Origin of the sequence: Vibrio sp. GLN_1 (genome assembly GCF_043106015.1) — a bacterium.
In the GTDB taxonomy this organism is placed as follows: Bacteria; Pseudomonadota; Gammaproteobacteria; order Enterobacterales; family Vibrionaceae; genus Vibrio; species Vibrio parahaemolyticus.
Genome location: NZ_JBICMD010000036.1, coordinates 1,192,677 through 1,215,372, shown reverse-complemented (window position 1 = coordinate 1,215,372; position 22,696 = coordinate 1,192,677). Strand labels below are relative to the sequence as shown.

Sequence of the window (22,696 nt, the reverse complement as noted above, 5' to 3'; positions counted from 1 at the left end):
TGTTATAGTGGGTCGTTGATTTTTACAACAAGCTTGCCAAAGTTCTTGCCTTCTAGCAGACCAATAAATGCCTCTGGCGCATTGTCTAGACCTTCTACTAGATGCTCGCGGTATTGGATCTTTCCTTCAGCCAACCACTGATTGATATCTTGAGCGAACTCACCGTAACGGTGACCGTAGTCATCAAAAATGATAAAGCCTTGTACCTTGATTCGTTTCGTCAGTAGCTTACCCATTAGCAGAGGTAGATGGTCTGTGCCTTCAGGCAATTCTGTTGCGTTGTATTGAGAAATCAATCCACATAAAGGGATACGTGCACTGGTATTGAGAAGTGGCATGACAGCTTCGAATACTTTGCCGCCTACGTTTTCAAAGTAAACATCGATGCCGTTGTAGCATGCCTCTTTCAATTGCTGTGCGAAATCATCTGCTTTGTGATCGATACACTCATCAAAGCCTAAAACCTCTTTTGCGTAGCGACATTTTTCTTCACCACCGGCGATACCAACTACGCGGCAGCCTTTGATTTTACCGATTTGACCAACTGTCGCGCCGACAGGGCCCGTTGCTGCAGCAACTACAATGGTTTCACCTGGTTTTGGTTGGCCAATATCCAACAAACCCATGTATGCGGTAAAGCCAGGCATGCCTGCAACACCCAGAGCGTATGATGGGTTTTGTGGCTCTTTGCCTAATTTAATCACCATCTCTCCGGTAGAAATTGCGTAGTCTTGCCAACCCACTGTGTACGCAAGTACCCATTCACCCGCTTCATAGTCCGGGTGGTTGGATGCTTCTACCTGACAAACGGTGCCGCCAATCATCACATCGTCTAGTGCTACTGGTTCTGCATAAGATTCTGCATCGCTCATGCGACCGCGCATGTATGGATCTAGAGAGAGGTAAACCGTTCTCAGAAGCATTTCTCCTGCCTGTGGAACAGGTTTTGCTACTTCTTCTAGGCGAAAGTTTTCAGTTGTAGGAGCACCATGTGGGCGTGATGCTAGGACGATTCTACGATTGGTTGCGTTAGTCATGTTTATCTCACTTATAGATTAGACCGGTCGTCTAGTGTTCGTTCCAAAATATCCCGCTCTTAGAGCGGGAAGATTTAGTGTGTTCCAAAAGGTTAATAGCCCAAATGAAACACGTGTAGGGTATTCATCTTACTTTAACGTTACTTGTTATGGGCAAGTACGCGTGTTTTGCAGTAGATGTTGAGTATAGGTCAGGCTTTGCGTGAGCGCTTCCTGATCTTGATACAGTTTGTTCAGTAAGCTTGCGCCATTCCAAAGATAATAAATCTGTCTGGCCAACAATGCGCTATCACCGTTTGGGATAGAGCCATCTTGAATACCGACATCAATACACTCTGCCATAGCTTGAATGGTCTTATCAGCGCCTCGACGCAGTGCGATACGCATAGGCTCCGATAAATCTGACACTTCGGCGCTTAGCTTCACTAACAAACATTTGTTTGCATTGCAGACATCATCTTCCACTTTTACCATTTCTTCAAAGTAGCTCATTAAGCGTTGGTAGCCATTGAGCTCGGTATTAGTGAAGCGGGCAGTCAATTGTTCAAAGTACTTGTTAAAGTAATCTTGAATCATTGCCTCACCAAACTGCTCTTTAGATTTGAAGTAATGATAAAACGAGCCTTTTGGCACTTCGGCCGTTTTTAATAGCTCTGAAAGTCCAACACTCGTAAACCCTCGGGTAACAATCAATTCGTACCCGACGTCGAGAATGTGTTGGCGTGTGTCATTTGTTTTTGCGTTCATGGGCGGTACTATAAGATGAATTAGACCAGTCGTCTAGTTTTTTGTGGTCTACTTTTTGATCAATTCGTATTCGATAACAAACAGCTTATCGATATTCGGATAGATTTCTCGAATCAACTGTTTGAGTTTTGGCAATTCGATGGCTTCTTGTTCTGCGTGAAACTCGTTGATTTCATCAAAGTTTAATGGCTCAACAGACAAGATCTTGATATCACAAACCTTGCGGTCAGTTTCCAAAGTGAATACTTCTACTTCTGTGTTCGGTACATAGTGACTTTCTGATTCGTCACGAATAGTGATGGTCTTTTGGCCAGAAGTGATCAATGGCGTGAGAAATTCGAAAAAGGTAATTTTTGTTGGATGAGATGACATGAGGCTCTCTTTTCTCCGGGTTATTTGGCAAGATTATATACCCAAATAACCCAAAGGTGTTTGCCTAACAACAGGTGCGTCACCTGCCGGAGAGTTTATGCACGAGAGCGAGATGCTCGAAAGAGGGTAATCGCTTTGGCACCAAAATACCCAAGGATCATACCAATCCAGTTGGTACTCAAATCGTCAAAGCTGAATGAACGGCTTTCAATAAACAACTGGCTAAATTCTTCCGCCGAGATGATCAATAGTAAGCAAAACAGCAGTCGAATCCCGAACGCATCCATTTTGGTTGCGTGGGTAAAGCGAGGGAAGGTAAACACAGCAAGAAAACCAATCAACATGCTAAACGTAAAATGCAGCGTGCTTGAGCCTCCAACATAGTTCTCCATATTCAGATAAACGGCATGATTTAGCTCTGAACTCTTCCACAAAGAAAGGCCGATGGTCAGTAGAGATATAGAAATAAAACCTAAACGTGCGATCGTCGAAGTCATCGTTACCCCACAGGAAAGAAGCCTAAATAGCGTTTTACAAAATAGAGCGCGGCAAGGTTTTGGATCGCCATGCCGATCGCCATTGCCCATGCAGCCCCCAGAACGCCGTAGCTTTGGCTAAGAAAAACCAAAAGAGCGATGGAAATAGTGCCTGAACAAATCGTGATGTATTTCATCGTTCTCTCATGGCCGCTCATTAGCAATAAAAATCCTACCGAGCCAGTGGCGATATTGACCAGCTGCCCTAAAGAAAGGACAACTAACAGCGGAGCTGCCGCAAGAAATTCATCACCAAAAAGCTGCATGACGAATTCAGGAAATAGGGTGCAAACCAAGACAGGAAGTAAAGCTGCGCCAATGTTTGCGCGACAAGCCCATCGACTTAAATTTCGCAGTTTATCCAGCTTTCCCTCTTTAAAAAGAGAGGCGAACATTGGGGCAACAACGAAGTTAATGGTAATCAGTACAAAGCCAATCAGTAGCGATGTTCGTTGCGCTGCTGCTAACAACCCTAGCTCCGTGGTAGAAATGAAAAAACCGGCAATAACAATGCTTCCCCATTGGAGGATATTGGTGAAAATGCTGCCAATCCACACTTGCTTCGCAGAGGAGATCAGTTCGATATTTGTTGTCGGGGTCGGCTTTTGATATTGACCAGAGCTAAACCATTTAGTCGTTGAAGCAATACTGACGATCAGACTCGCCAGCAGCAATGCCGCCATTAGGCTGTTGATGTTTTGTAAGTGCAGTGTGCTCAGGCCAATAATGAACAAAACCATGAGTACACTGACGCCGAGTTGAAGCGCGAATAGGGATGGCACCACCATTTTACTTGCTTGTAAAACACGGCTGTTGGTTTGCCCTAATACGAGGAAAGGTACGCACATCAGCGCGAGCGTAGTCGCCACTATTGGACTGTTGGTTTGATTCAGTTGATTTGGAAACAGGTAAAAGCCGACAAATAGAGTAACGGCAGCCATGAAACAAAATGTGATACTGCGAGTTAAAGCCGTCCAATAGTTGTCACTTTGCTGTTGAATATCTCCGTTGCTAAACGCGATAGCGTTGAATCGGACTAAAGCAACGTCAAAGCCTCGCTGAGAAATAATGGCTGTGAGCGATACGAGATTGAATAAGAAGAAAAACTGACCTGAAGTGGATGCATCGGTTGTGCGCGACACGATGAGCGTAAGCAAAAAGGCAAATAATGCACTGAAAACTCGCGTGATTGCCGTTTTCATGCCGAGTGACAGCAAGTTCTTTTTACCACTCGGCATAAGTAGCAGTTTTTGTTGAATGGCTTGAAACATTCTATTTCTCTAACTGTAAATGTTGTTTAGAGCGAGGCGTTGTTTTTCTTCACTGAACGTCTCATTCAACTCGGTGGTGTATTGGCGAAAATCAATGTCATCATAGTGATTGATGCAATGTGTCATTTGCTTTGCCATGTCTTCCGGTGTTTGCGCCAAAAAAGGATAGTTGAGATCTTTTGTGGCACCAATGGAACGAATCACCATAGGGAGGTGCAGCTTCGCGGCTTCTAGAATCGTTAAAGGCATACCTTCCCATGCGGCGGTATGTAAATAGAGATCGGAGGCCTGCAGTTTCTTAACTACTTCATCGCGAGGAAGCATACCCGTTACTTGTACGTCTTCAGCTCTTAACGCTTGCTCTAGCTCTCTGTCTCCTCCTCCAATCCAAGTAATGTCTAATTGGCGATTGAGCGCAAATCGATTCAAGCAACGGAGTGTGTTAAGTAAAAATTGAGGGTCTTTCTGTGGTGCGACACGCCCTAAAACAACAATGTTCAATGCAGCTTGATGGTCTCGGCCGACACGCGTCGCACTTTGATAAGAAACGTAGTTGTTCAGCAGTTCCGCTCGTTTTGCTCCAATGCTAATGGCTAAATCACATTCGCGCTGACTGCAGCCTGCCACCACGTCAATTTTGTTGAGCATCACCTTTTCTAAAGCTTTGTATAGTTGGCGAGCGAAGCCTGAAATATCTTCTCGTTCAAACGCATAGCAGTGCGGGGTATACACCAAGCGGGCGTGGTTGAGTTTCAAAAATCGACCTAAAAAACCGGCTTTGCTAGAGTGCAAATGCACAATATCGGGTTTTATGTCATTGATGGTTTGATTGGCGTCTCGCACAAACTGCAGAAGCCCACCTTCCACCCATTTCGTTTGAGCAAAAACATCGTGATTGCTGTCTTTGGTTAAATCATTGTGACGCGCTCTAGCAAGCAAAAAGTGTTCATACGGTTCATGTCGAGATGAATGTACATAGCTGTACAGTGCGGTTTGAACACCACCACCAAAGGCTTCGGTAATATGCAGTACTTTTTTCATGCTGACTTTGTCCCTGGAGTTTTTAACCACTTGGTTTTGAAGTCTTCTCGTTCTTGCTGCGAGTAAATATGGCGATAAAGCGGTAAGTCATACATGTAAAACAACTTAGAAAAATCGTAATGCTGTTTAAAGTATTGGTGGATGTTGGAATACCATTTGTTCTTTGCTTCATTGCTGTTTTTCAGAACAAAGTTGTCGACATTTAGGAAGTCTCCAATCTCTTTGTCGAGGGAACTCAGTTGCTCGCACTTAATGAGAATGACGCTGGCTTTGTCATTGTTGAACGTGAAAAATGGTTGAGTGTTATCGATCTCTTGGCGCATGACATCGATGTTGAAGTTACGTTTTAGCTCGTTATCGAACCAATCTGCGAAGTAGTTCAGGTTGATGTAGTTATCAAAGCAATGCTCGAGATGCTTGTAGGTCACTTCCATGTCGCGGTGGATGGCGTCATTCTTTTTGCCTTCGATAAATTGCAGATGTAAATCTTGGAAAAAACGGGAGAAAACCGTCGCAATCGGGTCACGGATTAATGTAACGATCTTGATTTGCTCGCGCTTTTGCAAAATGCGCTTGCGTTGATTCAGAACCAAACGGTACATCGCGCGATTTTTAAAATCGAAGAATTTACTCACATCCTTTTTGTTGTGGTACATGTGAAATTCTTCATGATCGTCAAACGTGTGGATGTGATAGCTCGGAATATTACGCGCTTCCAAAGTATGCTCGATAGACGATGAGCCCACTTTCCCCATTTGATACACCAAGACGAAGTTATCAGCCCGAAGTTCTCGGTTCTTTTCAAATTGTCGAGCGATAGAGTATTTCATTGATCAAATCCTTGATTATTAAAATTCGTGACTTTTATTGACTGGCAGCGAATGGATGACTGTCTGAGGTTCTGGTGTTCGTTTTCGACTGATCATAACTGGCAACAAAAGTATCAAAATGATGGTGGTATTTACGGCAACGAAGAACACCATGATGAGGGCGTAAACCGCGAGTAAAAGACTTTTTCTGTTGTCATCAATACTGCGAAAACAAAATTTGATGAAAAGAAAGTAGCCTCCAAACAGAAAAGCAATGCCAAGCAAACCGTATTCGATGGCGGTATCAAGCACAAAGTTGTGGGTGTAAATCGCTAGTTCATCGTAGTTGAAGTAATCGATCATAAAGTTGGGCAGCATTTTTGCGCCCACGCCTAAAATAGGATGCTGCGTTAAGATATCCATGCCGTTTGCGAGTAGCAGCTTACGATGCAAGTTGGACACCCATCGCGCTTCACTTTGGTTGGCAAACAAAATGTCTTCTTGAGTGATCTCCAGTTTATCGGCAAGAGCATCAAAACCGACGTAGAGCGTGGTAGAGACTGTTCCAATAACCACAAATGCCAACGCCAAGAGAAGCATCCATGTATAGGTTTCACTGATGGTTTTTCGCATCCAGTTTTTAATAAAAATCTGATCGAGAAAAAACAGCAAACAAAAGCCCAGCAGAGCTTTTCGTTCTTGAGATAACACGAGTAGCGAAAATGCAACTAGCATCAAAAAAGGGAACAGGCGAATTTTGTCGCGATACAAATAGAGTAGCGAGCACAACACTCCAAATCCGTATTTACTGACCCCGAGTAATTTAAATCCGCTTTGATAGCCTTGGGCGAAGTGCCATGCTGCGACTAGAGCACAGATGATAAAAAGTAGGTAGGTGAAATAGACCATCACTCGCTCATCATCAAATGCTCCGTAAGCGTAAAGTAAGCTCAGTAGACAAAGAATGGCTAGCCACTGAACGGTTTCGATCAATAGTGGGGCCAAAGGCACTCTGTTCAACAAACCATTGATAAATACATATCCAGTAAACAGCACCAAGAATCCGATACATGGGTGCAACAGTTGCTTTGCTCTTCCTTCTAAAATGATCAAGGCGATTAAGCCAACAGAAAGCAAACTTGCGATATCGGAAGGCGCAAGTGCCACGCCACCTACAGCGAATTTCACTGGGACAAAAAACAGTGCCAGAATAATGGCTGCAAGGAGTGGAACGGTATTACTTATCGGTACAGAGCTGTTGGTAGATTCCATAATAGCCCTCTCGAAATTTGTCGATGGTGTAGAGTTTGGCTCGGTTGACGGAATAATGACTTGCCGAATTGTAAAGAGCCGCGTCTTCGCATAGCTCTGCAACTTTTTGTGCAAGCAGATTGCTATCACCGACTTCGAACAGATATTCTGAGCTGCCGGTAACCTCATCTAATCCCGGTACATCGGACGCGAGTACGGGCAAACCTGCTGCCATCGCTTCTACGGCGGCGAGCCCAAATCCTTCAACGTGGGAAGATTGCACGTAGATATCCATATCGCTGAGAAAACGAGGGATATCGGATACGACTCCGTGAAAATGCACGCGAGGTAAAACGTTTAACGATTGAGCAAGTCGTTGAAGCGAGGCTTTTCTGTCTCCATCTCCGGCAAGGTGTAAGTGGTAGCACTCAGGCAGTTTTGCGATGGCGTGAATTAACGTTTCGTGATCTTTGTGTTCATGTAGTCGGCCAACCATACCAATGTTGATGGTTGCTTTCTCGCTGATATCGTGGGCTTGTTTAGCCGCCATTGGGAAGCGATTTAAGTCGACGCCGTTATGTACAACTCGATACTTGTGTTGGTACCGAGGCATGAACTTCACCAATTCTTCTTGAACTTTTTCACTGATGCTAACGGTATAGTGGTGACCCCAATAGAGGACATATTCGATGAACTTAAACAGAGGGTAATCTCTGCGTCGGTTGTAAGAGCAGTGCTCTGTTTGAATGCGTTTTTTCCCGATCGCAAGCAGCGCTAGATAAATAGACGGATACAGGTGTCCGTGAACAAGATCTGGCCAGCGTAGTAGTGACCATTTTTCCGATAGAGACAGTGTCTGCCAGTTAAAGCATTGGATTCCCTGTGCGGAGAGTTGTTCCAAATAGTCGTTCTCAGCACACAACACGAGGATCTTGATTTCATACTCGGGATTATGCTCGAGCACCAAGTCCACTAAGAACTTTTGCGCCCCACCATTTTGAGATAGGTCGTTGATGATGTGTAAAATTTTCGTCTTCATCATTGCGCCATTTGATACTTTTGTTTGAGTTCGGAAATTTCACTTGAAGTAAAAAAGTGGGTCGTCAATTTGGATGACAACATTTCCTCAATAAACTCAGGTTTAGGTTGATAGCTGTTTTTGAAGTCATTGATCAGCGAGGAGTACCATTTGTTGTTTGATTGGTTGTCGTGGACCACATCAACTGGATAGCCGAGAAACTCGCCAACGGTAGCTGGTGATTGCTTCAGCTTGTCACTTCGAATTACGAGCAGAGAAAAGTTGCCTTGTTGGTAGGTTTGGTAACCAGCTTCATGATCGAACGGTTTATTGAACACGTCGATCCCTGTTAGCGTTTTGATTTCATTATCAAACCACTCCAAAGGGTAGTGGTGATTCATGTGCTCTTCGAAAGCTTCTTGCAACAATTGCGGACGCTCAGAGCGAATTGCACTGTCGTCATTTAGGTATTTTTCTGCCATCCAGAAAGGTAACGATTGAAAGAACATCGAGATATTTCTACCAATCGGCTCTCTCACCAATGAGATGATGCGCACGTCTTGTTTACGTTTGAGCATGTGGCTCATAACGCTTCGCTTGAGCAGACGTTTTACATAATGCTTGTTTGGTTGATGCAGCTTCGCTCTCACTGGAGAGATCTGCTTGTTAGCATCAATCGCCATAAGGTCATGCAAATGAATCGAGTTAGGAATCGACTTTTCTAACGCACTCGAGCCGACTTTACCCATTTGATATATCAGCACCGGGCGTTCTTGGCTTTTTAATATCTGATACCAAGACGCATGTTGATTAGTAGGCGTATTTCTGGACATATAAAGTCTCTCCTTCCTTAGCTTTTGCTTGAGTGATAAGCACGCCAAGAGACGGTATTGAGTGTTGTATTTGTTTAGATAACGCGACATTAACCAGTGATGCTTTGGTGGACTCGGAACGAATCACTGTGATGAGTCCGTTCGCATATTGGCCTAAGATGAGCGCATCACTGACCGACAACAGTGGTGGTGTATCGATGATGATGCGATCGTATTTATCTTGAAAATGGTCCAGTAGTTTTTTGAAGCGATTGGATGCCAGCAACTCTTGTGGGTTGGGTGGAATCAGCCCAGCAGGTAGTACATCTAAATTAGCGTCATCGATGCGAACGATACAATCTTTTATTGCGGTATCCATCGTCAATATGTTGGTTAAACCTGGCTGGGAATCAGGAATATTGAATCGTTTGGCTAAAGATGGACGACGCAAGTCGCAGTCGATAATCAACACTTTCTCCATAGTCGAGAAGGACACCGCCATATTGATGCTGGTGGAGGTTTTGCCTTCCTCTGGAATCGCTGAAGTAAAAGGTAAGATCTTTTGCTTAGTGTTGGTCAGCCTTAATAGCAACGACGTTCGAACAGAGCGACAAGCTTCGCTAAAGAGTTTTTCATCTTTATCTAAGTAGGCGGTATAACTTACCCCATTTTTTCGCAGGGTACGTTTTTTCACCATTGGGATAACCCCCAAGCATGTCACGCCTAGCTTATCTTGAACGTCGTTTGAAGTGCGGATGACTTCTCGCAACGTTTCTAAAATGATCACCAATGCACAAGCGATAGCCAAACCGAAGAATGTGGCGATAAGCACCAGTTTCATTCGTTGTGGCGCGACAGGAAACAGTGGAATGATCGCTTTATCAGTAAAGCGAGCGGTCACATTTTTGTAATCGCTAGTAGCGCTGGTTTCTTTTTCTCGATTTAAGAAAGCTTCGTAAAGGTCTTTGTTTGACTCTACTTCTCGTTTCAATTGCTCATAGCGCGCCTTTTGCGAACCCAATGATTGGAAATCTGATTTTTTTCTGTCCAGTTCTTCGCGCAACATGTCTTCTTGAGCTTTCGCTGCAAGTAAGTCTTGTTGCTTACTAAAAGAGATTTCGCGAATCAATTGCTGAGTTCGCTCTTGAATAGAGGCGAGTTGCGCTTTCGCTTGGACCATTCGATCGTGTTTTGGTCCATAACGTTGCGCCAGTTCAGAAACGTTCTTCGCAGCTTGGGCTTCGGAAAGTTTTAAATCACGAATCTGAGCTTGATTGGCAAACTCGTCAATGGACAGCAGGCTATCAAGATTCTGAGAAGATTTTCTTTTTAGTAGTTGGATCAAGGTTTGCGCTTCGATGCGCTTATTGACAGCGGTATTGAGTTTACGGTTAAGCTCTTCTAGTTCGTTGGCGTAGATGTCGTCGATGCCGTTGATATCAATCAGGTCTTCTTTGAGCAAAAATTCTTGCAAAGCATGCTCTGATTTTTTTAAGCGCTCTTCGAGTTTTTGAGAGTTATTAGTCAGCCATGTTGCTGCATTTTGAGTCACTACGAGCTTGGCTTCGAAGTTGGCATCAATATAGGCCTGACCAACCGCGTTCGCGACTCTTGTTGCTAACTTTGGATCGGCAGAACGAAAGCTAATTCGCACTAACTGTGTGTTTCGAACAGGTTCAATTTCAAGCTTTCTTTTGAAGGTTTGAAGTGCTTGATAGTAAGACTCAGAGTATTGTGATGTCTCTTTTGGGCTAGGAGAAACATTCAATAAATCTTGTACTATTGGGACTGCTTTGATGTCGTCGATTTTTTGTTTTAGTCCACCAGAGCTCGTAAATTCAGGGTGTTGAGTTAAATTCAGTTCATTAATAACTTTGTCGGCAATGTGGTTGGATTTCAGAATAGCGATTTGTGTTTGAAAGTACTCTTTCTTGGTCGTATCTACGCCATACACTTCTTCAATCGACAGCGCACTTTTTTGCTCTTCTTGAATCAATAACGTCGCTGTTGCTTGGTAAATGGATGTTTTGGAGTAGATGTACCATGTGCACGTCAATGAGAATATAAGCGTGAACGCAGCAATGCTAAGCCAGTTTTTTTTCAGCGTTTTAAAGTGATGGCCAAAACGAATCAGTTCCACTTTGTTCATCTGGAAATTGTTGGGATGAGTTCCGTTCATTTGATTACCTGTCACTAGAAGAAGCTCTGATCAATAAAGACAATGTCACCTGGTTCAACCGTGCGCTGCATACTTACGCCTTCTACGGTTTTGCCAGTTTTGTGTTTGGTTAAGTTAATGCTTTTACGTGAAGCTCTATCGGTGAGCCCGCCAGCTAGTGCGATGGCTTTTTCTATCGTCAGTCCTGGTCGATACTCAAATCCTCCGGGTTTACGAACTTCGCCATTGACGTAAAACAAACGGAAGTAATTGATTGTCACCATGACTTTCGGGTTGATCAGATAATCACCTTTTAAGCCCGTTTCGATTTCGTACTTGAGCTGTTTGGGCGTTTTATTGATCGCTTTGATTCGTCCAAGGTAAGGGTAATCAAAGTAACCATCTGACGTGATGAGGATGTTTTTAATAGAAAGATCTTCCTCCCCGTAAACTTGCACTGAAATAGTGTCACCAGTATCGAGTAGGTAATCTTGTTCGTTTGAATTTGCGCTAACAAAAGTACTGAAAAGTAGCAGAGCTAGGCCAATTAACTTGAATAATGGATTCATTAACATTCCTTGTTACAACGAAAATTGCGCGCTTAACGTCCAGACATTTTGGTCGTAGCTATAACCTGAACGATTGGATGTTTTGTCTTGATATTGCCAATCCGCTTTCAATTGAATCCAGCGTCTAATTTGATAATCAACGCCAGCGGAAAGGGTATATCGTTCGTCGTTTCTCGTGATGCCGGTGTAATCATCTTCTTGATAAATGCTACCTAAACGAGTGGCTAAATAGCTGTTCCAATCGTGTTTGATATCTAGGCGATAACGAGTCTGTAAGTTGTAGTCACCATCTTGGTCAGGGTTGACGGCTGCTTGGGTAGTTTTGACCGTCACCAGCGTTTGCTCTTGTGGTAGCCATTCAAATCCGATATCCCAGCTAAAGCCTTTGAAGGTTTCTCGTTGTTCGCTATCAAAGTCTTTAACTTGATAGCCAAGCCTTGCGATACCTTGGGTTTTCCCCGATATTTCCCACTCAGCACCGGTGTAGTAAAAACCGGTGTCGCTGTCTTTTGATGCAGCGCGAGGGTTTTTATTAAGGTACTCGGTGAAGACTTGTTTCGTCCCAACTAACCAATAGGTTTTAGGAGTCGCTCTAAGGTAAAACTCCACGTGGACGTTTGGGGCGCGGAAGTCGTTGTACTTAGTTTTTGCGTTGGGCTTGCCAGGTAAACCGTTACGATAATTTTGGTAAGTTTTATTGCTGTAGCCTAAGCCAAATTCGAATCGTCCTTTCGCACCAGCAGAGCCAAACACGTAGTTGGTTTTCAAATCATTGCGGTAAAACTCGATAGGTGAATCGAGAAGGTTACCTTGTCCTTCAGTGATGTCTTCACCGCGGATTTCATGCAATGCCTGAAAACGATAATCCACGACTAAACGATGACGATGATTGAATTCAAAAAAATTGGTGAACTGAAAGGTATGGTCATCGTAATCATTCTTATCGTCCGAAGAAAAGCCCGCTTTTAGCTTGTACTGAATATCTGCGCGATATTGATTGCGCTCGATACGTGCCAACAAGCTAGGCTCTAGTCCCCAAATGTTTACGGATTCTATATCTTGAGATTTTTCCGCTTTGTTTATGTTGTCGTCACCTTCGTAGAACGCTTTGACCAATGGGATAAACTCAATGCCAGATTCAGTTTGATACGCCATTGGCTCTGCAAATGCAGCTGTTGAACAAAGGGCGAGCGCAAGTGCTGGAGTTGTTGTTTTCATCATCGCCGCCTTAGTACGCATTGGAGCCAGTAAAGCCTTTGAACACGGTAAGGAAGATGATTTTGATGTCCATCCAAACCGACCAATGATGGATGTAATCCAAATCAAACTCGACGCGTTTTTCCATCTTATCGAGCGTGTCGGTTTCGCCGCGATAGCCGTTGATTTGAGCCCAACCTGTAATGCCTGGTTTGACTTTGTGGCGCAACATGTAGCGGGCGACAATCTGACGATATTCTTCGTTGTGCGCAACGGCATGAGGACGAGGGCCAACGATCGACATAGTGCCTTGTAATACGTTGATAAACTGCGGCAGTTCGTCTAATGAGGTGCGACGTAGAAAACCGCCAAACGGAGTAATACGAGGGTCGTTTTTCGTAGCTTGTTTGATGTTTGGCCCTTGATCCATCGTCGTCATCGAGCGGAACTTCCAAACTTCGATTTTTCGACCATCCAAACCATAACGATGCTGCTTAAATATTACAGGGCCTTTTGACGTCAACTTAATACCGATGGCGATAGCAAGCAGGATTGGTGATATCAACACTAAGATAATGCTAGAGAACAAAATGTCTTCGAAGCGTTTAATCCAGGATGAAACGCCAGCAAAAGGCGTATCGAACACGCTGAGAGTTTGAACTTGACCAATTTGATCCCAGCGAGAATGGAGCAGGTTGTAAGTAAAGAAATCCGGGATCAGATAGGTGTTCGCTGTGGTGTCGGAGAACTGGTTCAGGATGGAAGCAATGCGCTCTTTAGCATGCATTGGCATCGCAATGTATACGTAATCGACTTCTCCTCGTTTTGCCCGTTCTAACGCTTGGTTTACCGCGCCTTTGATTGGGTATTCGGAGCTAGGCAATCTGTCGCTAGAGCGTTCGTCGTAGAAGCCGTCAAATAGAACACCATGCTCGGTGTGGTTTTGAATCTCGTTGGCAAGGGTGATGCCGTGAGGGGTCTGGCCGATGATGATAGCGGTGCGTGTGTTGAAGCCCATTTTTCGCAAATAGGCCAAAACGGTACGAAAGGTCACTCGCCACGCCAACAGTAATGCCGGCGTAATAGTAACCCATAACGCTAAGATACTGCGGTCAAACAAAGGGTAAACTTCGGAAAAGTAAAGCACCATGAAAAGTAGGGCGCTTGTCATTAACCACGACATGCAAACAATGAACATTTGCTCTCTAAATGAGCTTGTCCGCCATGAGCGATATAGGTTGCCGCTCTCCGCCATAAACAAAAATGAAATCCCCCCGACGAAGGACAAGATGACGTAGTCCTTATCCATCGAGGTATTTGTGTCTTTCAATACTAGGAGCAGCATAAAGGTGACAATGACAGCAAGATCTGAGAGGCGATATAAAAAAGCGAACTCCATCTCATAAGAACGAATTAGTCCTTTGTGTTTCATGACCTAGTTTCCCTTCTAGCACGCTACCGCCATTGGGGTGATTGCCCAATAGCCGTGTCGCGAACGTTTTAATTGATGAGCAGAGACATTTCTATGAATGTTTCTGAATTTCTGTAACGCATAAATTCGAAGGTAAGTTTAAAAATTCGTGTTGTTTAGGTAAGTGGAAATAAGAATGAAATTTAGACCTTTGGCTAAGTTTTGCTGTTTAGGAAAAAGCTGGTACTTGCTACGCAGGGATGAGGAAAAGTATTAAGAAGCGAGTTTGATTATAAAAACTAAGGTTTAATTTCTTGATGGTCTAACGGATGACTTATTTACAGGGAAGTTAATGATTTAGTCTTGGGTGCGGAGTATGAATGATGAGTCCAACGAGCGAGTGATGTCGGTCATTTATGTGGTTTTGATACAAAAAATCCCTCTCAGGAGAGAGGGATTTATAACAACTATAGGTGAATAATTTATTCGAAATCTACGCCATTTTCTTTAAATAGACGTTTACAAGCACGACCATCACTATGGAATAGGTGACAACGGTGAGCAGGAATACCGATTTCCAATTTATCGCCCGTGTCGACAGCTAGCGTGTCTGGTTGACGATAGATCACATCCGCGTCTGCGCCTTCTAGGTTTAGGTATACCTGAGTTTCGTTACCAAGCTTCTCTACGATCATCACTTCACCGTGAATGGTTGCGTCAGCTTCGGTTGCAGAAAGTAGGTGCTCTGGGCGAATACCCAAAGACATGCGGTCGCCACGGTTAACGGTTGTACCATCTACAGGAATCCAGAATGATACGCCGTTAGATAGCTGAACTTTAACGCGTTCTGATTCTACTTCATCGATGAACACGCTCATGAAGTTCATTTTTGGAGAACCGATGAAACCAGCCACAAAGCGGTTCTGTGGGTAGTGGTAAAGTTCAAGAGGTTTACCAACTTGAGAAACGTAACCACCATCTAGTACGACGATTTTATCCGCCATGGTCATTGCTTCCACCTGATCGTGTGTAACGTAGATCATGGTGCAGCCAAGTTGACGTTGTAGTTTGGTAATTTGCGCACGCATGTTTACACGTAGCGCGGCATCTAGGTTAGACAAAGGTTCATCTAGAAGGAATACGTTTGGTTGCGATACTAGTGTACGGCCGATAGCCACACGTTGACGCTGACCACCTGAAAGTGCTTTCGGTTGACGCTCAAGCAAGTGACCCAGTTGTAGGATTTCTGCTGCGTGTTCAACTCGTTTGTCGATTTCTGCCTTGTCTGCTTTAGCCAGTTTCAGACCAAATGACATGTTGTCGTATAGGTTTAGGTGTGGGTATAGAGCGTAAGACTGGAAAACCATACCAACACCACGTTTGGATGGTTCGACGTCATTCATGCGCTGGTCACCAATATACAAATCACCTGAAGTAATGTCTTCAAGACCGGCAATGCAACGTAGAAGGGTAGATTTACCACAACCAGATGGACCTACGAAAACAACAAATTCACCTTCGTCAATCTGTAGGTCTACGTTTTTAGAAATCAGTACGTCGCCATACGCTTTACAAACATTTTTTAACGTGACACTCGCCATGTAGCTCGTCCTCGATCAATTTTTTTATTATTCACCGCTCATCATTATATGAATTATCTAGCGAGCAGTAACAGTAGGAATCGGTAAGTTATTGCGGTTGGTAAGAAAAGTAGGGTAGCACTTCAATGAAATGTCCTAAATAGAAGTGCTACCCATCATAGCCAAGTACGAGTTTCTCTCCCCCACATTATTCGTGTTGTCTCCCCCGTGAAATAATTACCACAAACAACACCAATAATGACATTCCACTCGTCTGGCAATGCAAAACCAGCAAATCTTTTTACCTAGCTAATAGGCACTGCTGGGAAAGGGTTCTTACCATCCACTCTTGGATGAATGCAGTTTCTAAGATTGTGCTAACTGCTACATCCTCCTAATCGAAATAATTGTAGGGGGAGTAGATGGGGAGGAGTAAAAAAGGAGGAGTAATGAAACAGTTGGGCGGAAATCACATTATTGCACCGCCTAAAGTTGAAACCGATCACAGGAAGTATTCATTTTGTGATTTGAGTCTCTTACCCTTGGCGATTTAGATCACGAAAATACGTCATAATTGTAAGGGCGTAGGGATTAGGAGGATGAGACATATTGGATTATTTCAGATGATATATGTCGAAATACGGCTGAACCTCAATGGACTAGCCCTACATCAAAAATATAAAAAGGATACGAACATGAAAAAGTTAAGCGCTGTAGCACTAGGTACTCTTGTTGCTTTGGGTTCTTTTGGTGCTAATGCTGCCATCGAAGAAGGACAACTTACTATCTGGATCAACGGCGACAAAGGTTACAACGGCCTTGCTGAAGTTGGTAAGAAATTCGAAGAAGACACTGGTATCAAAGTAACAGTGGCTCACCCAGACGGCCTTCAAGATAAATTCCCTCAAACAGCAGCAACAGGTGATGGCCCTGATATCGTATTCTGGGCTCACGACCGTTTCGGTGGCTACGCAGAAGCTGGCCTACTAGCAGAAATCAAACCTTCTAAAGCAATCCAAGAAGGCATCGTTGACTTTGCATGGGATGCAGTACGTTACGACGGCAAACTGATTGGCTACCCTGTTGCGGTTGAGTCTCTATCTCTGATCTACAACAAAGATCTAGTTCCAAACCCACCAAAATCTTGGGAAGAAGTTGCAGCGCTAGATGCAAAACTTAAAAAAGACGGCAAGTCTGCAATCATGTGGAACCTAAAAGAACCGTACTTCACTTGGCCTCTAATGGCTGCTGACGGTGGTTACGCGTTCAAATACACTTCTGAAGGTTACGACGTTAAAGACGCAGGCATCGCGAAAGAAGGCGTGAAAGACGCGATGAACTTCGTGAAAGGCTTGGTAGACAAAGGCGTTATCTCTGCGGATATGGACTACTCAGTTTCTGAGTCTGCGTTCAACCAAGGTAAAGCTGCGATGACTATCAACGGTCCATGGTCTTGGGGCAACATCGAGAAGTCTGGCATCAACTACGGCGTAACAACACTACCTAAGTTCCAAGGTCAGTCTTCTAAGCCATTCGTTGGTGTACTAACTGCTGGTATCAGCACTGCGTCTCCAAACAAGGACCTAGCGGTTGAATTCCTAGAGAACTACCTACTAACAAATGATGGCCTACGTATGGTTAACAACGACAAGCCTCTAGGTGCGGTAGCGCTTAACTCGTTCCAACGTGAGCTAGATTCAGATACTCGTATCGCTGCGACAATGGACAATGCGATGAACGGCGAAATCATGCCAAACATTCCTCAAATGAACGCATTCTGGGGTGCGGCTAAGAACGCAATCATCAACGTTGTTGACGGCCGTCAAACTGTAGATGCAGCTCTTGCAGATGCAGAAAAACAAATGACTAAATAATTCAGTAATACTTTTTTAAGGAGGGGGCAACTCCTCCTTACTTTTCTATATTTATTCTATATTCGCTAGCAGGTTCCCTATGCAGTCAGTTCAAGGTACAAATGCTATGACAGCACCAGAAGCCAGCCTTCCGAGCAGCAAAAAAGTGTTCATCAAATGGTCACTTTTAGGCACAGTCGGCATTCTCAATGGCTACGCAACAATCCTTATGTATTCTCGCGGTGAGATTGCGTTTGCACTACTTACGATCATTCTTACCGCTTTAGCGTTGTTCATTTTCGGTAGTAAAAAGACGTACGCACACCGTTACATTTACCCTGGTATTGCAGGGATGATTTTGTTCATCCTTTTCCCTTTGGCATATACCATCGGTTTGGCGTTTACTAACTACAGCGCGAAAAACCAACTCTCATTTGATCGTGCTCAGAGCGTCCTGTTAGACAGAACTTACCAAAGTGGTGATAGCTATCCATTCACTTTGTACAACACCGAGCAGGGCCACCAAATTGTGGTTGAGAAAGATGGCGAGCTACTAGCAACTCCTGTTTTCCAACTTCAAGGCTTCTCAGAGACAGACTTAGACCTTGCGCCTATTACAGAGGCGGCAGGCGATAAAGAGCCAATCAAAACCATCGTGAAGAACCGCACTGCGCTAAGTAGCGTTGACCTGCATCTTCCGAACGGTGATGATATCCGTATGAGCGGCTTGCGTAAGTTCGCAGCAGTGGTTCCGCTCTACACGTTGCAAGAAGACGGCGAAACCCTTTACAACAACCGTACCCAAGAAACACTGCGTCCAAATATGGAAGTGGGTTACTACCAACCAGTGGATGAAAACGGTCAGTTTGTTGGCAGCACAGTGTCTCCAGGTTTCGTAGTGAACATTGGCACGCACAACTTTGAACGTGTGTGGAAAGATGATGGCATCAAAGAACCATTCATCAGCATCTTTATCTGGACTATTGTTTTCTCTGCGCTAACCGTAGTCTGCACATTGGTTATCGGCTTAGTGTTAGCAAGCGTTGTTCAGTGGGAAGCGTTGAAAGGTCGTTCAATCTACCGACTACTACTGATTCTGCCTTATGCGGTACCGGCGTTTATTTCTATCCTGATCTTTAAAGGTTTGTTCAACCAGAGCTTTGGTGAGATCAACATGCTTCTGGAAGGTTTGTTTGGTATCAGCCCGGCATGGTTCTCTGACCCATTCATGGCGAAAACCATGATCCTGATTGTGAACACGTGGCTAGGCTTCCCTTACATGATGATTCTATGTATGGGTCTGCTAAAAGCGATTCCGGATGATCTTTATGAAGCATCGGCTATCGATGGTGCGAACTTCATCACCAACTTCACGCGTATCACAATGCCGATGATGCTGAAACCGCTGACTCCGCTATTGATTGCAAGCTTTGCTTTTAACTTCAACAACTTTGTACTTATCCAGTTGTTGACAGGTGGTGGTCCAAACATGATCGGTACATCAGAACCTGCGGGTTACACAGACCTATTGGTAAGTTACACCTACCGAATCGCATTCGAAGGTGCGGGCGGTCAAGACTTCGGTCTAGCAAGTGCAGTAGCAACACTTATCTTCCTATTGGTTGGCGCGTTGGCACTTATCAACCTACGTGTAACTAAAGTAGCTCAAGACTAAGGAGAGATTACAATGGCAATGGTACAAGGTAAGTCATTAAAGTATCGTGTTTGGGCTACTCATATTGCTATGTGGGCATTCTTAGCACTGATTATTTTCCCATTATTGATGATCATCGCGATTTCGTTCCGTGAAGGTAACTTCGCAACGGGTAGCTTGATCCCAGACAACCCAACGCTTGACCACTGGAAGTTAGCGCTTGGTTTCTCAATTACGAACGCAGATGGCACCGTAACACCACCTCCATTCCCAGTAATGACGTGGTTGTGGAACTCGGTAAAAGTTGGTGGCATCTCTGCAATCTTGATTGTGGCGCTGTCTACAACATCGGCTTACGCGTTTGCGCGTATGAAGTTCAAAGGTAAGAACACCATCCTCAAAGCGATGATGATCTTCCAAATGTTCCCTGCGGTATTGGCATTGGTTGCTCTATACGCGTTGTTCGACAAACTTGGTCAGTACATTCCTTTCCTTGGTTTGAATACGCACGGCGGTCTGATCTTCGCTTACTTAGGTGGTATCGCACTGCACGTTTGGACGATTAAAGGTTACTTTGAAAGTATCGATTCATCTCTGGAAGAAGCGGCAGCACTGGATGGTGCGACACCATGGCAAGCGTTCCGTTTGGTATTACTGCCACTGTCAGTGCCAATCCTAGCGGTAGTATTCATCTTGTCGTTCATCATGGTAATTGGTGAAGTTCCTGTAGCATCGCTACTACTTTCTGATGTAGACTCGTACACACTTGCAGTAGGTATGCAGCAATACCTATATCCACAAAACTACTTGTGGGGTGACTTTGCTGCTGCTGCAGTTCTATCAGCAGTGCCAATCACTGCAGTATTCTTACTTGCTCAACGCTGGTTGGTTGGTGGTCTAACCGCTGGTGGTGTGAAAGGATAATCTCAAGTGGTCTGAGATTGACAAGAATAACTAGAAAAGGGCGACCATATGGTCGCCCTTATATTTAGCATCGATATTACACTTTTGGTTTGGCCGCCGATCAGTAATATCCTGCTTCTATTGGCGTTACGCATAGCTGGCTGTTAGCTTAGTTCCTTACGATTCAATCACTAACAGTTTTTGTAACCATAACCTGAGTCTTGACTCAGGTTTTTTTATGCTTAATAAACACACAAAGAGTAGCGGCTTTGCAATGGATTACACAGGGACGCCGAGGTGCCCTGCGAATCACTTCACATAAATACCTGTGATGACGGGAAAGTATGAGGTTTAGGTCTTACTAATGTGCAGTGTCGTGGACGAATTTACAAGTAAGGGCGTCAGTTTTAACGAGGTGAAGACGGGAAATGCCGAGGTACTTAAAACTCGCGGCTAGATGGTGCACAGCCAACGTATTGTAGCAGTGTATACAAGCTCTCTTGTTGTAGCGCTACGCGACGAAACAGGTTGGCAAAAGTGGTATCGCCGCCGAAACAGGTCTGAATATAGTGGTTAATTTCCGATTCGTTATAACCCTCGACGTACATGGTTCTTACCCATTGATATTCGACCGCTTTCAAATTGGTCAACGTCTCTTCACTTAAGGTTGTTTGCTTTAGTCTCAAGATCCAAACTCTATATAGCTCCAAAATACAGGGTGGATTTAAGCAAAACAAGGTGACGGAATTATGACAATGTGTCACGAGTGTGAAGCAAATGGCCGAAGCATGATGTTGCTTCACACTCTGAGTTGGAAAGAGGGGTAGAGAGGGCCTTTCGAAGCAGGAAAATTACTTAAGATATTTAACGTGCGCTTCCATCTCTTCGCCAATTTCTTTACGCATATTCATTAAGCGAATAGCCGATTGCTCTAGAGCCTTGTCTTCATCAGATTCAGGAATCCACTTCGGTACATCGGTAGGTTTACCGCTTTCATCTACGGCTACCATAATCACGATACAGTGCGTAGTTAAACGATTTTTCATCTGTTTTGGATCACTAGCTTGAACATCAATGGCGATGTGCATTGAGCTTCGACCGGTGTAAATGACTTTCGCGCTTACTTCCACAAGGTTGCCAACATGAATTGGCGCAACAAAACGAATCCCACCCGCATAGGCAGTAATGCAGTATTTTCCACTCCAAGCGGCACTGCATGCATAAGCGGCTAAGTCGATCCATTTCATTACAGCGCCGCCGTGAACCTTTCCGCCAAAATTAACGTCGCCAGGTTCAGCTAAAAAACGAAGGGTAATATCTCTTTGACCACTGCTCATCTGTCATTCCTTTGTGAGTTATTGTTCTCCCAATGTAGCAGCAAGCGTTTGTGACGGGAATAGGGCGAGCAACAAAACATTAACTTTTGTTTGAGGTGTTGATACCAAAAAGCCACGGCTCTACTCCTTGGCTTTTCTCTTTGTTGTTAGGCGGAAGTTGATGGTAGCTCTTGGCCAGCAAGAGTTTGCTTCTTCCGTACTTTTATCTGCGACAGAATCACGCCGGAGATAACCATCAAGCCGCCGATAATATGGTACACATGAATTTCTTCACCGAGCAGTGTTGACGCTAAGGCGACAGAGACCACAGGCATTAAGTTCATGAACATGGCGCTGGAGTCTGCGCCAATCAAATCTATTGCTTTTACCCACATCAATGGAGCGAAAATAGACGCTGCGATACCAGCATAAGCGATCAGTGGAAGCGCCGCTTGGCTAGGAAGCAGTTGTTCGCTTGAAAGCCACAGTGGAGTCAGCATGATGACAGAGAAGAAGCCTTGCATGTAAACCAATGTTAGGCTGTTAAATGGCATCTTCCAACGTTTTAAAAGCACACAATATGCGGCATAAACTAACGCGGCCAGTAACATTAAGCTGTCGCCTTGCGTCATATCTTGATGCAAGAAGTAGGTGACGTCACCGTGCCCAAGCATAAACGCTAAACCACCAAGTGAAATTACCCCACCGACAATGCTCAACATAGAAACCGATTTACCCAATAGAGGAACGCTTAAAAATACGCTGATCAAAGGCACTAATGACGTAATCAACGCCATGTTTGAAGCCGTTGTAGTTAAGCCTGCGTAGTAGCCTAACGACTGGTTAAGTACCATGCCGAGTAGGGCTAAAAATGCCAGTTTAGTCAGGTATGGGCGAATCACATGACGCTGTTTGATTACGGCTGGCAAGCAAAATGGCGTTAGAAGAACTATCGCAACAAACCAACGATAGAAGCTCATTGCGCTAGGTTCAATCGTGCTTGCCGCCATTTTGTTTACGATAGAATTTCCACCCCAAATCATGACAGTAAAAAACGGAAGCAAATAAACCATGAGAACCTCATCGCACAATAATTGATGGCGCTAGTCTGACAGGTCTTTATAATGAAAAGTATCTCTTAAAAGACATCGTAAGCGATAG

The 22,696-nt window shown here is 44.3% G+C and carries 21 protein-coding genes; 3 read left to right on the top strand and 18 right to left on the bottom strand.

Annotated elements, in window-relative coordinates; all coding sequences use genetic code 11:
- Positions 1-2: 2 nt before the first annotated feature.
- The 15 genes from ACF8OV_RS23200 to malK all read right to left on the bottom strand — a co-directional run bounded on the left by ACF8OV_RS23200 (position 3) and on the right by malK (position 15,830).
- Complete coding sequence (locus ACF8OV_RS23200; RefSeq protein WP_021450115.1) at positions 3-1,037, bottom strand: NADP-dependent oxidoreductase; 1,035 nt, start codon at positions 1,035-1,037, stop codon at positions 3-5.
- A gap of 147 nt (positions 1,038-1,184) precedes the next feature.
- Entirely contained in the window at positions 1,185-1,784 is a 600-nt protein-coding gene (locus ACF8OV_RS23195) for a TetR/AcrR family transcriptional regulator (protein WP_005463060.1), read from the bottom strand.
- Positions 1,785-1,832: 48 nt separating this feature from the next.
- The gene (gene yqfB, locus ACF8OV_RS23190) at positions 1,833-2,156 is read right to left on the bottom strand and encodes a N(4)-acetylcytidine aminohydrolase (RefSeq protein WP_005478088.1); all 324 of its coding nucleotides are present in this window, start codon (positions 2,154-2,156) and stop codon (positions 1,833-1,835) included.
- A gap of 95 nt (positions 2,157-2,251) precedes the next feature.
- A complete protein-coding gene (locus ACF8OV_RS23185; protein WP_020838118.1) occupies positions 2,252-2,653 on the bottom strand; it encodes a VanZ family protein in 402 nt (133 codons plus the stop codon).
- A gap of 2 nt (positions 2,654-2,655) precedes the next feature.
- Positions 2,656-3,963 carry an oligosaccharide flippase family protein gene (locus tag ACF8OV_RS23180; protein ID WP_075110063.1) on the bottom strand — a complete coding sequence of 436 codons (1,308 nt, stop codon included), beginning with the start codon at positions 3,961-3,963 and terminating at the stop codon, positions 2,656-2,658.
- Between the two features lie 9 nt (positions 3,964-3,972).
- Entirely contained in the window at positions 3,973-5,004 is a 1,032-nt protein-coding gene (locus tag ACF8OV_RS23175; RefSeq protein ID WP_025610046.1) for a glycosyltransferase, read from the bottom strand.
- Positions 5,001-5,834, bottom strand: a complete 834-nt coding sequence (locus ACF8OV_RS23170) for a putative capsular polysaccharide synthesis family protein (protein ID WP_203504201.1) — start codon at positions 5,832-5,834, stop codon at positions 5,001-5,003. The genes ACF8OV_RS23175 and ACF8OV_RS23170 overlap by 4 nt, the downstream gene beginning before the upstream one ends.
- An 18-nt stretch (positions 5,835-5,852) precedes the next feature.
- Positions 5,853-7,085: an O-antigen ligase gene (locus ACF8OV_RS23165; RefSeq protein ID WP_069548255.1), complete on the bottom strand. Its 1,233-nt coding sequence runs from the start codon at positions 7,083-7,085 to the stop codon at positions 5,853-5,855.
- A complete protein-coding gene (locus ACF8OV_RS23160; RefSeq protein WP_029795657.1) occupies positions 7,051-8,103 on the bottom strand; it encodes a glycosyltransferase in 1,053 nt (350 codons plus the stop codon). The genes ACF8OV_RS23165 and ACF8OV_RS23160 overlap by 35 nt, the downstream gene beginning before the upstream one ends.
- Entirely contained in the window at positions 8,103-8,915 is an 813-nt protein-coding gene (locus ACF8OV_RS23155) for a putative capsular polysaccharide synthesis family protein (protein ID WP_170966270.1), read from the bottom strand. The genes ACF8OV_RS23160 and ACF8OV_RS23155 overlap by 1 nt, the downstream gene beginning before the upstream one ends.
- Positions 8,893-11,073: a polysaccharide biosynthesis tyrosine autokinase gene (locus ACF8OV_RS23150; protein ID WP_203504199.1), complete on the bottom strand. Its 2,181-nt coding sequence runs from the start codon at positions 11,071-11,073 to the stop codon at positions 8,893-8,895. Before ACF8OV_RS23150 ends, ACF8OV_RS23155 begins: the two co-directional genes overlap by 23 nt.
- Before the next feature lie 14 nt (positions 11,074-11,087).
- Complete coding sequence (locus tag ACF8OV_RS23145; protein WP_005463089.1) at positions 11,088-11,621, bottom strand: polysaccharide biosynthesis/export family protein; 534 nt, start codon at positions 11,619-11,621, stop codon at positions 11,088-11,090.
- A gap of 12 nt (positions 11,622-11,633) precedes the next feature.
- Positions 11,634-12,860 (bottom strand): outer membrane beta-barrel protein, encoded by a 1,227-nt coding sequence (locus ACF8OV_RS23140; protein WP_373272263.1) that lies wholly within the window; start codon positions 12,858-12,860, stop codon positions 11,634-11,636.
- Positions 12,850-14,250, bottom strand: coding sequence for an undecaprenyl-phosphate glucose phosphotransferase (locus ACF8OV_RS23135; protein WP_023584596.1), 1,401 nt, complete (start codon positions 14,248-14,250; stop codon positions 12,850-12,852). The genes ACF8OV_RS23140 and ACF8OV_RS23135 overlap by 11 nt, the downstream gene beginning before the upstream one ends.
- 461 nt (positions 14,251-14,711) lie before the next feature.
- Positions 14,712-15,830, bottom strand: a complete 1,119-nt coding sequence (gene malK, locus ACF8OV_RS23130) for a maltose/maltodextrin ABC transporter ATP-binding protein MalK (RefSeq protein ID WP_005463102.1) — start codon at positions 15,828-15,830, stop codon at positions 14,712-14,714.
- A gap of 674 nt (positions 15,831-16,504) precedes the next feature.
- Here malK and malE point away from each other — a divergent pair.
- The 3 genes from malE to malG all read left to right on the top strand — a co-directional run bounded on the left by malE (position 16,505) and on the right by malG (position 20,240).
- Positions 16,505-17,683 carry a maltose/maltodextrin ABC transporter substrate-binding protein MalE gene (gene malE / locus ACF8OV_RS23125; RefSeq protein ID WP_005463104.1) on the top strand — a complete coding sequence of 393 codons (1,179 nt, stop codon included), beginning with the start codon at positions 16,505-16,507 and terminating at the stop codon, positions 17,681-17,683.
- Between the two features lie 79 nt (positions 17,684-17,762).
- The gene (gene malF / locus ACF8OV_RS23120) at positions 17,763-19,337 is read left to right on the top strand and encodes a maltose ABC transporter permease MalF (protein WP_005499668.1); all 1,575 of its coding nucleotides are present in this window, start codon (positions 17,763-17,765) and stop codon (positions 19,335-19,337) included.
- A gap of 12 nt (positions 19,338-19,349) precedes the next feature.
- Positions 19,350-20,240, top strand: coding sequence for a maltose ABC transporter permease MalG (gene malG, locus ACF8OV_RS23115; protein ID WP_005463109.1), 891 nt, complete (start codon positions 19,350-19,352; stop codon positions 20,238-20,240).
- Between the two features lie 419 nt (positions 20,241-20,659).
- On the opposite strand, the gene ACF8OV_RS23110 is transcribed toward malG, so the two are convergent.
- From ACF8OV_RS23110 to ACF8OV_RS23100, 3 genes are all read right to left on the bottom strand, one after another.
- Complete coding sequence (locus ACF8OV_RS23110) at positions 20,660-20,905, bottom strand: hypothetical protein (RefSeq protein ID WP_017447309.1); 246 nt, start codon at positions 20,903-20,905, stop codon at positions 20,660-20,662.
- A 165-nt stretch (positions 20,906-21,070) separates the two neighbouring features.
- Positions 21,071-21,556 carry an acyl-CoA thioesterase gene (locus tag ACF8OV_RS23105; RefSeq protein ID WP_005499665.1) on the bottom strand — a complete coding sequence of 162 codons (486 nt, stop codon included), beginning with the start codon at positions 21,554-21,556 and terminating at the stop codon, positions 21,071-21,073.
- 146 nt (positions 21,557-21,702) lie between these two features.
- Positions 21,703-22,608 carry a DMT family transporter gene (locus tag ACF8OV_RS23100; RefSeq protein WP_203504189.1) on the bottom strand — a complete coding sequence of 302 codons (906 nt, stop codon included), beginning with the start codon at positions 22,606-22,608 and terminating at the stop codon, positions 21,703-21,705.
- Positions 22,609-22,696 lie beyond the last annotated feature (88 nt).

What these genes read in the sequence shown, in the direction of transcription:
- ACF8OV_RS23200 (WP_021450115.1), bottom strand. Translation starts at nt 1,037, where the DNA reads ATGACTAACGCAACCAATCGTAGAATCGTCCTAGCATCACGCCCACAT.
- ACF8OV_RS23195 (WP_005463060.1), bottom strand. Translation starts at nt 1,784, where the DNA reads ATGAACGCAAAAACAAATGACACACGCCAACACATTCTCGACGTCGGG.
- yqfB (WP_005478088.1), bottom strand. Translation starts at nt 2,156, where the DNA reads ATGTCATCTCATCCAACAAAAATTACCTTTTTCGAATTTCTCACGCCA.
- ACF8OV_RS23185 (WP_020838118.1), bottom strand. Translation starts at nt 2,653, where the DNA reads ATGACTTCGACGATCGCACGTTTAGGTTTTATTTCTATATCTCTACTG.
- ACF8OV_RS23180 (WP_075110063.1), bottom strand. Translation starts at nt 3,963, where the DNA reads ATGTTTCAAGCCATTCAACAAAAACTGCTACTTATGCCGAGTGGTAAA.
- ACF8OV_RS23175 (WP_025610046.1), bottom strand. Translation starts at nt 5,004, where the DNA reads ATGAAAAAAGTACTGCATATTACCGAAGCCTTTGGTGGTGGTGTTCAA.
- ACF8OV_RS23170 (WP_203504201.1), bottom strand. Translation starts at nt 5,834, where the DNA reads ATGAAATACTCTATCGCTCGACAATTTGAAAAGAACCGAGAACTTCGG.
- ACF8OV_RS23165 (WP_069548255.1), bottom strand. Translation starts at nt 7,085, where the DNA reads ATGGAATCTACCAACAGCTCTGTACCGATAAGTAATACCGTTCCACTC.
- ACF8OV_RS23160 (WP_029795657.1), bottom strand. Translation starts at nt 8,103, where the DNA reads ATGAAGACGAAAATTTTACACATCATCAACGACCTATCTCAAAATGGT.
- ACF8OV_RS23155 (WP_170966270.1), bottom strand. Translation starts at nt 8,915, where the DNA reads ATGTCCAGAAATACGCCTACTAATCAACATGCGTCTTGGTATCAGATA.
- ACF8OV_RS23150 (WP_203504199.1), bottom strand. Translation starts at nt 11,073, where the DNA reads ATGAACGGAACTCATCCCAACAATTTCCAGATGAACAAAGTGGAACTG.
- ACF8OV_RS23145 (WP_005463089.1), bottom strand. Translation starts at nt 11,621, where the DNA reads ATGAATCCATTATTCAAGTTAATTGGCCTAGCTCTGCTACTTTTCAGT.
- ACF8OV_RS23140 (WP_373272263.1), bottom strand. Translation starts at nt 12,860, where the DNA reads ATGCGTACTAAGGCGGCGATGATGAAAACAACAACTCCAGCACTTGCG.
- ACF8OV_RS23135 (WP_023584596.1), bottom strand. Translation starts at nt 14,250, where the DNA reads ATGAAACACAAAGGACTAATTCGTTCTTATGAGATGGAGTTCGCTTTT.
- malK (WP_005463102.1), bottom strand. Translation starts at nt 15,830, where the DNA reads ATGGCGAGTGTCACGTTAAAAAATGTTTGTAAAGCGTATGGCGACGTA.
- malE (WP_005463104.1), top strand. Translation starts at nt 16,505, where the DNA reads ATGAAAAAGTTAAGCGCTGTAGCACTAGGTACTCTTGTTGCTTTGGGT.
- malF (WP_005499668.1), top strand. Translation starts at nt 17,763, where the DNA reads ATGCAGTCAGTTCAAGGTACAAATGCTATGACAGCACCAGAAGCCAGC.
- malG (WP_005463109.1), top strand. Translation starts at nt 19,350, where the DNA reads ATGGCAATGGTACAAGGTAAGTCATTAAAGTATCGTGTTTGGGCTACT.
- ACF8OV_RS23105 (WP_005499665.1), bottom strand. Translation starts at nt 21,556, where the DNA reads ATGAGCAGTGGTCAAAGAGATATTACCCTTCGTTTTTTAGCTGAACCT.
- ACF8OV_RS23100 (WP_203504189.1), bottom strand. Translation starts at nt 22,608, where the DNA reads ATGGTTTATTTGCTTCCGTTTTTTACTGTCATGATTTGGGGTGGAAAT.